The 13,142-nt window shown below is 42.9% G+C and carries 14 protein-coding genes; 7 read left to right on the top strand and 7 right to left on the bottom strand.

Going from position 1 to position 13,142, the window contains the following annotated elements:
- The first annotated feature begins 3 nt into the window (after positions 1 to 3).
- From F0226_RS04120 to F0226_RS04100, 5 genes are all read left to right on the top strand, one after another.
- Positions 4 to 531, top strand: a complete 528-nt coding sequence (locus tag F0226_RS04120; protein WP_171734452.1) for a chalcone isomerase family protein — start codon at positions 4 to 6, stop codon at positions 529 to 531.
- A gap of 111 nt (positions 532 to 642) precedes the next feature.
- Complete coding sequence (locus tag F0226_RS04115) at positions 643 to 1,164, top strand: DUF3833 domain-containing protein (RefSeq protein WP_171734451.1); 522 nt, start codon at positions 643 to 645, stop codon at positions 1,162 to 1,164.
- Between the two features lie 160 nt (positions 1,165 to 1,324).
- Positions 1,325 to 1,585, top strand: a complete 261-nt coding sequence (locus tag F0226_RS04110) for a DNA polymerase III subunit epsilon (RefSeq protein WP_137371771.1) — start codon at positions 1,325 to 1,327, stop codon at positions 1,583 to 1,585.
- A gap of 185 nt (positions 1,586 to 1,770) precedes the next feature.
- Positions 1,771 to 2,436, top strand: coding sequence for an SDR family NAD(P)-dependent oxidoreductase (locus F0226_RS04105; RefSeq protein WP_171734450.1), 666 nt, complete (start codon positions 1,771 to 1,773; stop codon positions 2,434 to 2,436).
- Positions 2,437 to 2,505: 69 nt separating this feature from the next.
- Positions 2,506 to 2,745: an RNA-binding protein gene (locus F0226_RS04100; protein ID WP_171734449.1), complete on the top strand. Its 240-nt coding sequence runs from the start codon at positions 2,506 to 2,508 to the stop codon at positions 2,743 to 2,745.
- Positions 2,746 to 2,869: 124 nt separating this feature from the next.
- Here F0226_RS04100 and F0226_RS04095 read toward each other — a convergent pair whose 3' ends face one another.
- Positions 2,870 to 3,217 carry a ribosome recycling factor family protein gene (locus F0226_RS04095; RefSeq protein WP_171734448.1) on the bottom strand — a complete coding sequence of 116 codons (348 nt, stop codon included), beginning with the start codon at positions 3,215 to 3,217 and terminating at the stop codon, positions 2,870 to 2,872.
- Between the two features lie 54 nt (positions 3,218 to 3,271).
- Complete coding sequence (locus tag F0226_RS04090; protein WP_171734447.1) at positions 3,272 to 3,739, bottom strand: OsmC family protein; 468 nt, start codon at positions 3,737 to 3,739, stop codon at positions 3,272 to 3,274.
- Positions 3,740 to 3,927: 188 nt separating this feature from the next.
- Here F0226_RS04090 and F0226_RS04085 point away from each other — a divergent pair, with 188 nt between their 5' ends.
- Together F0226_RS04085 and F0226_RS04080 are read left to right on the top strand one after the other, a co-directional pair.
- Complete coding sequence (locus F0226_RS04085; protein WP_171734446.1) at positions 3,928 to 4,344, top strand: hypothetical protein; 417 nt, start codon at positions 3,928 to 3,930, stop codon at positions 4,342 to 4,344.
- Positions 4,345 to 4,583: 239 nt separating this feature from the next.
- Positions 4,584 to 5,225: a hypothetical protein gene (locus F0226_RS04080; RefSeq protein WP_216606540.1), complete on the top strand. Its 642-nt coding sequence runs from the start codon at positions 4,584 to 4,586 to the stop codon at positions 5,223 to 5,225.
- Between the two features lie 95 nt (positions 5,226 to 5,320).
- Here the strand turns inward: F0226_RS04080 and rlmJ are convergent, their stop codons facing one another.
- The 5 genes from rlmJ to F0226_RS04055 all read right to left on the bottom strand — a co-directional run bounded on the left by rlmJ (position 5,321) and on the right by F0226_RS04055 (position 13,014).
- A complete protein-coding gene (rlmJ, locus tag F0226_RS04075) occupies positions 5,321 to 6,193 on the bottom strand; it encodes a 23S rRNA (adenine(2030)-N(6))-methyltransferase RlmJ (RefSeq protein ID WP_171734445.1) in 873 nt (290 codons plus the stop codon).
- A 247-nt stretch (positions 6,194 to 6,440) separates the two neighbouring features.
- Entirely contained in the window at positions 6,441 to 7,367 is a 927-nt protein-coding gene (secF, locus tag F0226_RS04070; protein WP_171734444.1) for a protein translocase subunit SecF, read from the bottom strand.
- Between the two features lie 2 nt (positions 7,368 to 7,369).
- The gene (gene secD, locus F0226_RS04065) at positions 7,370 to 9,211 is read right to left on the bottom strand and encodes a protein translocase subunit SecD (RefSeq protein ID WP_171734443.1); all 1,842 of its coding nucleotides are present in this window, start codon (positions 9,209 to 9,211) and stop codon (positions 7,370 to 7,372) included.
- A 178-nt stretch (positions 9,212 to 9,389) separates the two neighbouring features.
- Entirely contained in the window at positions 9,390 to 9,887 is a 498-nt protein-coding gene (locus F0226_RS04060; protein ID WP_345776504.1) for a hypothetical protein, read from the bottom strand.
- A 328-nt stretch (positions 9,888 to 10,215) separates the two neighbouring features.
- Positions 10,216 to 13,014, bottom strand: a complete 2,799-nt coding sequence (locus F0226_RS04055; RefSeq protein WP_171734441.1) for an insulinase family protein — start codon at positions 13,012 to 13,014, stop codon at positions 10,216 to 10,218.
- Between the last annotated feature and the right edge of the window lie 128 nt (positions 13,015 to 13,142).

Genomic DNA, 13,142 nt, shown 5'->3' with positions numbered 1-13,142 from the left:
TGCATGCGACAGCTACTAACCACTCGATTTCCTATATCAAGACGCATAACCCTCGCTGCTATTTTGCTCGCGGTTTCTGGATTCGCTTCTTCTATTAGTGCCTCTCCTACCAGTGATTTTCAAAAGCTTGGTGAAGGGGAAATGAATTATATGTTTTGGACGATTTACTCAGCCGAGCTGTTTGCTTCCGTATCAACAGGCGAACAAGCATTGAAGATCGAATATCAAAAATCGATTGATAGCCAAGCTCTGATTGATGCAACAGAAGATCAATGGAATCAATTGGGTTACACCCAAAAGAACATTAACACTTGGCTTGAACCTCTCAATGCATTGTGGCCAAACGTCAAACCAGGTAACACACTGACCATCATTGTTGCAGAAGACCAAACCAGTCGCTTTTATTTTGATGATCAACCCATAGGCGTGGTCAGTGATAAAGGGTTTGGCGAGGCATTCCTTTCTATCTGGTTATCTGAAAACACTTCAGAGCCTAAACTGAGAAAGCAGTTACTTGGGCTCGCCAAATAAAAAACGATTCAAATACACTCAAGAATGCAGCTAACCATCTATCAACATTTAACACTCAGTGATTACAGATTAGCAGTTAGCACTCAATAATTAATACTTAAGGGATTAGTCATGAAACGACTCATTGGTTTATTCTGCGCGTTGTTCCTGTTTGGCTGTGGCTCCGCAAGCCTTGAAAAGCACGCTCAGACCACTCCAGAATTAAAGCTAGAGCAATTCTTTGATGGGGAACTCAAAGCTTATGGGATGGTACTGGATCGTTCTGGGAATTTACTGCGCCGCTTTGATGTAAAGCTATTAGCCACATGGGAAGGGGATCAGGGTGAAATCAAAGAGTGGTTTACCTTTGACGATGGTGAGCGTTCCATAAGAAATTGGAACCTGACCCGAACTGGAGACAATGCCTACACTGGAACCGCTGGGGATGTGGTTGGAGTCGCAAAAGGCAAAACCGAAGGCTCAGCCCTGTACTGGCAATACAGCCTTGAGATTGAAGTGGATGGCAGCCAATACGAAGTTACTCTTGATGACTGGATGTTTTTGATCGATGAGAACCGCCTATTTAACAAAACAGACATGTCTAAATTTGGCTTCAAGGTCGGCGAAATTATCCTATATATCGAGAAAATTTAATTCCAATACCTTACTAATCAAGGCTCGCAGCCAGATTGCATAGCTAATTGCTCTGGCTATTATGCTAAAATGGTTTTATCAGTTATATGAATGTGCATCTCATTTGTTTACCTGAGGGTAGTGACCAAACCTACCGTGATTAACTAATGAGGCAATAAAAATGAGCAAGTTAAGTGCTGCGGAGCGTAAAGAACGCGATAATGAACGTTTTTCACAACGTGTAAACGAACGCAGAGAGAAAGGTGAAGATGTTGTCGCGTATGCGCTTACTAACAAAAAAGCGGTGAAGTTTCTGACTAAATCAGAAAAAAGAGCGCTGAATGAAAGAAAAGCTGAACGCCAAGAAGAAATTAAGCAAAAAGAACAAGAAGAGCTGAACAGAATTGAAGATTCGTTTGCCGTTAAGCAATACGAAGATTAAATCTTAGCCCTGCCTTTTAATAGGCAGGGTAAGCCCGACCATCTAAGCACATATCTCAACCTTTCACTTTCACTTTCACTTTCACTTTCACTTTCAGGCACAGTATCAAAATCAACTCTAGATCTCAGCAATACCCAAACCTCAACCGTAAGATAACGGCTTAATCCAAATAGTATGAAAGCCTTATGATCTTAATTACCGGTGCAAGCAGTGGTCTTGGTGCTGCCCTCGCAAAGTTATATTCAACTGATAAACATCCACTCGCCATAACAGGTCGCAACGAGCAGCGTTTAAACCAACTCTCCACAAGCCTTCCACATTCAGCTACCGCGTTGCCTTGTGACTTGTGTGACCCTCAATCCGTATCTAACCTGCTTGATAACCTTGAAACGCCGCCTAGCCTTGTTATTCATAGCGCGGGGAGTGGCTATTTTGGAAAGATTGAAGACCAAGATCCAAGTAGCATTACTGACATGCTAAACAACAATATTCACTCCACCATATTTTTGCTCCGAGAACTGGTGCAACGCTACCGCGACCAAGCCGTGACGGTTGCGGTTGTGATGTCGACTGCCGCACAAAGTGCAAAAGCAGAAGAATCTACTTATTGCGCAGCAAAATGGGCGGTAAAAGGATTCATTGAGTCTATTCGATTAGAGCTGAAAGGTAGCCCAATGAAAATTGTAGCAGTGTACCCAGGTGGCATGGCGACCGAATTTTGGGCATCCAGTGGTAAGCAGCTTGATACCTCTAGCTTTATGGCCGCTGATGAAGCGGCAACCATGCTTAAACAAGCATTAGTCAGTACCGAGCATGGTTTTGTCTCTGACATCACGATCAATCGCCAATAAAGATCATGTGAGGAATACACGAAAGTGTGAGAGAATGCACAACGTAAATTCATATAAAAATGGTTCATCATGAAACTTTTAGTTCGCAACCTATCGCGCGCAACAACAGAACAAGAACTTCGCGTTTTGTTTTCAGAGCATGGCTCAGTAACAGAATGTACAGTTGTACTAGACCAAGAAACTGGCTACTCAAAAGGTTTTGCTTTTGTTGAGTTACCAGATCAAGAAGAAGCTCAAGCAGCCCTTAAAGCGCTGAACATGACTAGCTTCAACAAAAGTACAATTCGAGTTAAAATCGCTAACGCGTAAATCGCGACCCGTTATCCTCGATAACCGCGTAAAGAATGAAAGCCCACTCAATTAATCCTTCAGTGAAGTCATAATTGAGTGGGCTTTTTAGTGTTAAAAGAACCAGAACTAGATTAGAGCTAAGTTAAGCCAAACCTTCAAACTCATCCATTGCTAAACGAGCTTCCGCCAGCGAACAACCCGATAAGCTAACCAGTTGTTTGATCGTTAAATTGGGTGTCTCAGCCAATAAACTCTCCAAACACACAATCGGAATCGGCAAGGCTTTATCAATTGCACTTTTAATCCATAAATCATGCTCATCACTTAGCGTGCTTTGCAGTTTTCTGAGTTGCTCTTCCGATCCTGTTAACAGCCAATGTCGTGAACGACGAATCCGCTTAAGAGAGCATGATTCAAGAGAAGCGCAATCGAGAACCTGTTCTTTATCATGCACTCGGTGGACAAAGCTGTTAAGTGGAACGCTAAACATAACCTATGAAGCCTTAATCAAAATACGCAGAAAAACACTATTTTAACGTACTCATTACATAATAATCTCGGTGGTAATCACCGTTTTTACTGAGTTAGCAATAAAGCAGTGTTGATGGGATAAATGGTGTAATTTTTCAAGCTGTTGATAGGTCGGCTGTTTGTCTCCTGAGAACACAATTTTGGGTCTTAGTGTCACTCGAGTCACCGATGTTACCCCTTCAGTGTCTTCCTCTAAGACTCCAACGGCATCATCCACATATTCTTCAATGACATAGTTACGTTTGGCAGCAATAGAGAGAAAAACCAGCATATGACAACTTGATAGGGCAGCAATAAAGGCTTCTTCTGGGTCGACATTGGCTTCAACAGAATAAGGCAAAGGAACGACATGAGGAGAAGAGGAAGCTGGTACTTTGACTCCACCATCAAACTCCCACATATGCCCTCGGCTATATTGATTGTCGCTAAAAATTTCATCTTTCCCACGATTCCAGCGAATAACCGCTCCATATTCAGACATAACCATTCCTTGTTTAATCATTTACTCGTTTGTGCGCTCTACTTTAAATGAAGATGCCTTGAAGAACAAAGTAGTGTTAGTAATTGAGAAGCAAATAAACCAAATCAATCAGAGATACCGCTCGCATATGGAATGGCATTCCAATAACATATAATCACCGTACAGATTCAGAACAGTTTGGAGAAAAAATGACATTATTAGAAAAAATACAAGCCGCCCAAAAACCGGCTTTTATCCTTATTGATACTGACTTTGCGCAGCACCAAGGTGGGAAATATGTTCATGATAAAGCGGTTTATTACTACACTCCGGAGAAAGGCAGAGGTCGTGTCCATTTTGAAAAAATAGCCAAGGACCAAAAATGCGTTAGCCTACGTAAGAATACCGATGACACTATTACAGCGATCACCTTCACTTATATTGGTTCAGCATTTGCGGGGCACTACATCAAAGACGACACGCAATTTAGTACCGTTGAAGTATTAGGTAACTTGCTTTCAAGCGAGCACTTTGAGACTCGCTCAGCGGCTAAAGCGGCGTATCCTGAAGCGTTCGAATCCGTTAAAGATAAATTTAAGACTGGCGTATGCATATTACCTCTTTAATAAAACTCCCAACTCTCGCTCAATCTATCTCAGTAACTCAAGGCGATCTGTGCCCACACTGCGGGCTAATCATCATGCTGCCACCAGATATACAGCCAACGTGCTTAGGGTGTGGTAAGTCGCTGACCTGACCTAGTAATTGTCATGATTTTCGAGACACAGTTAATCAATTTTCGTGCTATATAAAAAACAAATATGTGACATAGTTCTCGCCTACTAATTGTAAGCAGGCATTAACAGTGAACAAGTTTTATACCGCTATCGGTTTAGGATTACTTTCTTTCCAAACCTATGCACACCAACTTGAAGTGTCAGTCGAAGCATTAGATGGAACTTATGTCGGAGAGTCTACGTATTATTACGATACAGAATACAGTGACTTACCGGGCTTCTACCATGAAGAGAATAGTTTAGAGCATGGAATACACGTTAAATATATTCATGAGCTAGAAGATTGGGACATTTTTGCGAAGTATGGTCTCGGAACCTCAGAGCTTAGAAACTCTCGAACCAGTGAAGCTGGCGCTCGATACCGCCTTGACGAAACGCATTGGTTTTCAGCGAGAATAAAAGGTCAATACGCGAAAGAAGAGTACGAGATTGATGACAAAGTGATTGATCCTGAGCACCAAAATACCATCACGAATGGTGAATGGGCTGAATGGGTTATTCTGAGTTACCGATACAATATGCCCGATGTGCTCTCTTTCCCTATATACATTGAAGCTGAAGGGGTGGTTGCCGATAATGACCCTGAGCTTATGCAAGATACATTTTCTATTGCGGTTGGCTTCTCTCATGGTAAATACTTTGGAGAACTGAAAGCCGGTGAAGATTTGATTGGGCTGTCTATTGGAATGCAGTTTGACCTATCTGACTAAGACAAACACTAAGCCCTAAATCTCAATACTGTCTCGTCCTAAAATACGTAGACGATTTTTAGTAAGCCCGTTACTTATGTGACGGGCTTTTTAGCTTAGCGAGACAAGGATTTAACTTGCCAATACCCTTCGCCTTTTGTAGCCAATTCACAGTGTAAATACTCCAGCACTTCCGCCACTAAAGCTGCCATTCCTACAGGAGGATTAAACAACAATAGGCCACTGCCAATTAAGCGATCATCATCTTTTGGGTCTCTTAGCCTTAGCTCTGCTTGTATAGGAACGGGGAGCTGTTGCTCTTTTGAGGCTAATAAACTTCTTTGTAAAATCAATGAACTTTTATCTTCGGTATAAAGTGGGTACCAAATTAATGCCGTCACTTTTTCATTTTGCTTATACGCTTTACATAACGCATCTATCACCGCGATATATTCTTCATCCTCTTCATAAGGCGGATCAATCACAATAAGGTGATGAGAATGGTCCGTACCAACCGATAACGGCAGAGCTTTTAAACCATCGCCAGCGAGTATCGACAACGTACTCGATATATGAAGATCCGATCGAATTTGCTCGATATTCGTTTGTAGCAATGTCGCTTCATCGGGTTGAATATCTGAAAAATGAAACGCATCCTGAGGTCTACCTTGCTGGAAACCTAAAGCGGCAGAACCAGGGTACAGTGTCAGTTGTTCGCCTGGGTTAAAGGCGGAGAGAGTACGAAGAAATGCGTGAAACGGTCTAGGTAAGTGCTCTTTATTTTGCCAAAGGTAGCCAACACCTTCTTTAAACTCAGCAGCATGATTATCTGGTGCGCTCGTTAAGTCATAGCAGCCCGTTCCAGCGTGTGTATCAATAATATTTAAACTCGCATGCTGCGCAACAAGTGATTGAATTAAAGCAGCAAGCACTGGGTGTTTAAGTGCATCACCATGGTCGCCAACGTGGCATTGATGTCTGTACTCCATGACTTACTCTCCATTTATTAAGCCTCAGATAAACATAATGCATAGAAACTAAAATGACCTAGAATTGCGGTAATTTTATGTGTTAATACACATATATTCACATCATAAGACCACCACAGAGCTTAGTGAATCATCCATAAAAAGAAAAAGGCTAGCGATGATTAAAACTCACCGGCTAGCCTTATTATTTCTGTTTATCTGTTTATCTGTTTATCTGTTTATCTGTTTATCTGTTTAGGACAGGCAATCACGAATACCCTTCTTCAGTCTCTTCGATTGGCTTCACTTGATAGTGGTAAGGTTGAAGACCAAGTAATCTCGGTAAGGTAATCCCAACTGAAACTGATGACCAAGTACCACTGACGATACCCACACATAATGCGATAGCAAACCCTTGCAGAGCCGAGCCACCTAACAGCCATAATGCAGAGACTGTCATTAATGTAGTGCCTGACGTAACCATGGTGCGTGAGAAGGTTGCTTGAATCGAGCGGTTGATCAAGTTATCTGTTTCACCATTCGGGTTGCCACGTAAGACTTCACGAACCCTATCAGCAATAATGATCGAGTCATTAAGTGAGTAACCCAATATCGCCAAGATCGCAGCAAGAACCGTCAGGTTAAATTCAAGTTGCGTTAACGCAAACAGCCCCAAAATCAAAGTCACGTCATACACCAAGGCAGACAAAGCGCCCAATGCTAAGCGCCACTCAAAACGTACACTCAAGTACAGCATGATAAGTACGAAACACACCAACAAGGCTAAACCACCTTGTTCCACCATGTCTTGGCCAACTTGCGGACCAACGACGCTACTATTTAGCACTTGTACATGCTCACTAACCTGGTTCAACACTTCGACTAAGTTAGGTTGAACTGCAGTATTTGATGGTTCCCCTTGTGCGACTTGGCTATAACGTATCGTCCAGCGATCTTGCTCGCCCATGCCAATCACTTGCACATCTTGACTTAAGGCTTGGTCAAGAGTCAGCTTCAACTCTTCTTTAGATAAGTGTTCAGATAACTGAACTTCCGCAACCACACCACCTGTAAAATCTAAGCCCCAATTGAACCCTTTCACGGTCACTAACATCACAGAAGCGAAAAACAACACCAGTGATAAACCGCACATCGCTAGACGCGATCTTGTCATTACTTTATCGGTAATTTTCATGCTTAAATCCTTACGTCGTGGCGTTGATCACGCCCCCAAACTAAATTGATAATGGCGCGTGATGCGAAGATGCCAGTAAACATACTGGTGAGAAGACCTAAACCTAGTGTTAATGCAAAACCTTGAATTGGACCATTACCTATCGCGTACAGTGCAATGGCAACGATCATGGTGGTGAAGTTCGCATCGAAGATAGACGAAAAAGCACTGCTGAATCCGCAATCAATCGCGCTAGCAAAGCTTCGCCCCTCTTTCATCTTGTCGCGGATTCGTTCAAATATCAGAACATTGGTATCCACAGCCATACCCACCGTAAGCACTAAACCAGCGATACCCGGTAATGTGAGCACCGCTCCAGGCAGCATGGCAATTAAGCCAAATAATGTGGTCATATTGATGATCAGAGCAAAGTTCGCCACCCAACCTAAGCGTCGATACCACAAGGCAATGAAAGTCAGCGTCAGCCCAAGCCCAAGTGCTAAAGCAGCAAAACCATTAGTGACATTCTCAGCCCCTAATGATGGACCAATGGTGCGCTCTTCAATGATGGTGACAGGCGCGGTCAACGACCCAGCACGCAGCAGTAGTGCAAGCTCATGAGCTTCATCCATACTGCCAGCTCCCGTAATACGGAATCGGCTGCCTAGCTGAGACTGAATATTCGCAACACTGATCACTTCACTGGTTTGCTCACTGTTACCTGCGCGGTCACGGCTGTATTCACTGTAAACGGTCGCCATTGGTTCACCAATGTTGCGACGAGAAAACTCAGACATTTTACGACCACCAGCGGAATCTAAAGTAATGTTAACTTCAGCGCTGCCCATCTCCCCAATACCACTTCTCGCATCAATAATATGCTCGCCATTCAATACCGCTTTACGAGCAACAATCACTGAGTTTCCGTCTTTATCTTGAAGGGTTTGCGTACCTCTTGTTGGCATTTCATACACGGAGTAAAACGCCAAAGAAGCCGTTGCGCCTATCACATCTTTCGCCGCTGCCGGGTCTTGAACACCTGGTAATTCAATACGAATTCGGCTTTCACCTTGGCGCTGGATTGACGCTTCTGTTACCCCTAACTCTTCAATACGGCTGCGCATGATTTGCAAGTTTTGCTGGACGGTTAAGTTACGTAATGTGCGCTGCTCATCTTCTGTTTGAGTCAGAGTTAAGCGTTTATCTGAAGTATGCACTTGCCACTGCGGAAAACGCTCATTAATCAAGGTTTGAGCTTGGTGGTAATCCGCTTCTGTCCTGAAAGTCAGCTCAGCGGCATCACCTGCAATACGGCCTCGTGCATAGCGCACTTCGCTGGTCACTTCATCAATCACAGACTGAACTTGCGCTTGGTAAACTGGTGCCATGTCCACTTCTAATAAGAACTGCACACCACCACGTAAATCCAAGCCTAGTTGAATTGGTGAAAACCCCATATCGGTCAACCAAGCGGGAGCCGCTGGTTCCATGGCTAACGCAACTGTCGCATTACTGCCTAGGCTTTCAGTGAGTACTTGCTTCGCTTTAGCTTGCTGCTCGGCATCTTCTAAGATCACGACCAGTCGCTTATCTTTCTGATGAGCAGATTGAGCCTGAATACCTTGGCTTGCCAGTGTTTGCATGACTTTTGTTGCATCGAGTACATCACTTCCTAGCATGCTATTTGACGAGCCACTCTGAGAAGTCGAGCTTGAACGCTGGCTAACCTGAATGGCTGCATTTTCGCCATACCATGACGGTAGCGCACTAAAAATCATAATGATGATGGTGGCGATGAGCACCACGTATTTCCACTTTGAATAGCGGTTAATGGGTTGTCTTCTGTTGTGTTTTTTCACAAGCAAGATCTCTTATTATATTCACTAATACAGAACTCACACGTAACGCGGCTAGATCGGAATTTCGACCTTTGGCTGTGATTACAGTAAGTATTTACTTTGTTGCTAGTTATTTTTTAGGCGAACACTGGCAGGCGGAACCGTTATGTTTCAGCGCAGCAGCCTTACCTAAATAGGGAAGTAATTAGTAAAGAGAGTCTCGGAAATGCGAGTATTGGATATTGCCTTCTTTCCAGCCTGATAGCCGCGAAGGAGGCGATTGAATAAGACTGGTCCAGTGTAGCTTAGAATCAAACAGCGGGACGGCTGCTAATACTAAAGCGAGCAATGATGGAGGAAAAAAGTCGATAAGTAGATGATAGACAGGCTCTAGATCAGATGAGGCATCTTGATCATTACTGAGTATTCGTCTGAATGTGTTCCACTGAACGCTCATTTCAGTGTCATGATAATGAGTACTGTCGTGAGAAGATCCAGCTATTTGGTTAGCACAGTCTGAAGCCGTACCTACATCATTGTTGAAACCCTTATCTACGAGTGAAGCCGCGCTATCGCTTTCCACTGACTGAGCTTGAGAATCGCAGATTTTCTGAGTAGACGTATATGCCAAAGTTTGGATGGAATTAAACGTATGCCCATGCAGATTCACTAAGCCAAGGCTTAGTAACAGCAAAAGTAACACAAGTCGAAAACCTAGTTTCAGCAAATCAATTCACACTCAAAAGGTATAAGTGGCGACAATATAGAACATCCGTGAGAGTGACAATTGATTTAAAAGCAAACTCATTCATATTTGACATAACGCTGACAATGATGGCTCATCACTTCGATGGCAACCTATTGTGTTTTACTCTTATACTTTTAGCTCCCTTATATTTTTTATCCCTATAAAAAAGCCAAGCAACAAGTGCTTGGCTTTAAAATGCAGAGGACTTTACTTCCCCTAACTAAAACATATCAATAAACGTAGAAAATATACGCCTACTTTGATTCACTAGAATGTAATGAACTTAGCTTTTAGGACGTAAGATATTCTTAACTTGCCGGCTATTTTCACCAAAAATTCGCTCAGCAAGCTCGTTCATTTCTTGGCTAGAAATTGAATTCACCATCTTATTAACATCAAACAAAGCTTCGACTCCGTAGCCATGAATCAGATAGCGAGACACAAACCACGCTTGATCGACAGGGCTTACCTCTAACGGGGTGAAGTCATTTTCCAATTGTTTGCCCGCTGATCTAATTTCATCTTCAGAAATACCCTTCAGCAGATCAGCAATCACTTTATCAATGGCGACTTCTATTTTATCCGCATTTTCAGGTGCAATGAGTGCTCCCACAAACCAGTCATAACTTGGCTCACCGTCTTGTGATATCGAATAAGCATAAGGCGAGTAATCTAAACTCAGCTCTTCACGAATATACCCATCTAAACGAATGGTCAGGATGCGTTGTAGGAGATCAGCCATGAAAACATCTTTCGCTGACTTTCCTTCATTTCCAGACGTCGCCAACTCTTCAGAAAGAGGAGTTGGTGAACTTTCTGACACCACTCTCAGAATGTATTCAGTGCTGTCTTCATTGTTAATCGCTAAGTCGATGCGCTCTTTGAACGGCTTATTGTAATCGACCTTAAAGTCAGGTGTTGCCACCTTTTTCAATGGAATAGAAGCCGCATATTGACGAACAAGAGGCATTAACTCGCTTGGGTCAATATTTCCGACAATCACTAGCTTGTTGTTTCGTAACTGACCAAACAATTGCTGATGGACACTAAGCACATCGTCCGCTGACACAGACTCAACACTTTTTCCGTCTAACAAAAAGTGACGGCTATTCGGCGCGAAGCTATTCTGGTTCATGGCTTGATCAAATTGACCAACAGGGCTTTCCAAGAAAGATTCTCGAGCTTCTATAAACTCTTGTTTGACTGCTTCTAATTGGTCTGGTGATACATTTGGAGTTGTCACAATAGCGTTTAAGGCTGCGAACGTTTCTGCTAACCCATCTCGCTTCAGCTTAAACTCAATACCATGACGAGTAGAATCAATAAATGGATACACCTGAATATCTTCACGAGCCATATGAGCTTCAAGTTCAGAACCCGTAAAACTGCCAACACCACTTCTCGCAATAGCAGGAAGCGCGACTTCAACCGTAGGATATAAACTAGGGTCTAAAGCCTCTTTTCCACCTAAACTTACGTAATACAGCCCAACCTGGTCACCCGCAAGAGAGTCTCGCAAGTACCACATTTCAATGCCGTTACTTAACATCCACTTTTGGATATGTGGGTCTGTATACAGTTGCTCTTTAGTAACGATGTCCCCTTGAGCGCTAGGAATAACAAAAGCGCTGCTGGTCATGGTAAATAATGGTGGAATTCCAGGTTTGCTGTATTCCATTTTCAAGCTATCGATACTGCTTATGATCGCGGTTCGGTCTTCACTTTTATCGACTCCGACAACCAAGAAATAGTCGCTAGACAGTAGATCCTCAATATTGTCATTAATCACATCAAGACCGACATTATCAAGGAAGGCTTCAAGGCTGGCTTGGTAGTCTCGCTGTGACTGTACTTTTTGCTCAACCTCTAGAGACGAGGCTTTATAATCAGCATGAACGACACTGTCCATCTGGTCCCAATCTTGCTCAACATTATCGAGCAAACCTTGGTAAATCTGAATTTCACTGACTATCTCATTTTCCGACACACCATAATCACGCAGTGACGCTAAAGTCGAGAATAGCTTTTGCTGTGTCACTTCTCGCTCACCGGCGGGGAATGCCACACTGGTTAATGAGTAACGCTGATATTCCATCAAGTAATTCTGAGATATGACCCATTGAGTTGGCAGCGCAGCGTCGTTAAATGCTTTATTCAGGCGCTGTTGAATCATTTGCTGAGAAAACTCGTCAAGCCACAACTGATGCTGTTGAGCGTGGTTTTCAATCACACTAGGCGCTCGGTTCATCATCAAACTTATGCTTGGTGGCTCACGGCTACCCACATATTCAATAAAGTCACCTTCATTAAACGTCGTGATTTTTTGTTTTTCCGGCTTAGGTGTTTGCCCGCGCTCCCAATCTGAGAACTGCTTTTCAATTAATGGAATGACATCATTAATGTCGATATCCCCTGACACTATCACCTCAACTAATTGAGGCTGGTACCAAGTTTGATAAAAGCTTTTTAACCCTTGGGAGTTCGCTTGAGTCACCGACTCTTTCGTACCCAGAGCATCATTAAACTCATACAGACCACCTTCAATAAAATGGTCATAAAATTTATCTGCGACTTGTTTATCTTCTAAACGTGAATAACGGAATTCACCTAAAATCACGCCTTTTTCTTTTTCAACTTCGCGACTTGCGATCTCAAGACCATCACCAATATCTCGCAACCAAGTTAAAGCCGGCTTCAATTGCGTGTTATCAGGTAAATCTAATTGATACACCGTTTGTTGGTAAGAAGTGTACGCATTAAGATCCGCACCAAAGCTGGCACCTGCGTGCTCGAACAAGCTAATAACGTCATTTTGAGAGAAGTTTTCACTGCCATTGAATGCCATATGTTCAACAAAATGGGCATATCCTTTTTGTTGGTCGTTCTCTTGGAATGAGCCCGCATGAACCAATAATCGAACAGAAACGGATTCTTCATGATCGGGATAAACATGGTAGGTAAGACCATTCTCTAACTGACCAGAAATCCAGGCAGGATCTGGTTGGAGTTGGGTGTTTTGGGGAGTTGAGCTACAGCCAATCAAAGTAACGCAAAGCGCTGTCGCTAAATAATATTTTTTCATAACAACCTCTTAATGTCATTCAAGGACAATATACAGGCTGAGCTAATGATTATTATTTAATATTAAATTGTACGAATAGCTTTGTGATCGCGATCTTCATTTTATAAATTATTTAAGCTTACATCACT

The organism is Vibrio sp. 99-70-13A1, assembly GCF_013114625.1.
In the GTDB taxonomy this organism is placed as follows: Bacteria; Pseudomonadota; Gammaproteobacteria; order Enterobacterales; family Vibrionaceae; genus Vibrio.
Note: the sequence above shows the minus strand (reverse complement) of the source record. Positions and strands in the feature narration are given on the sequence as shown.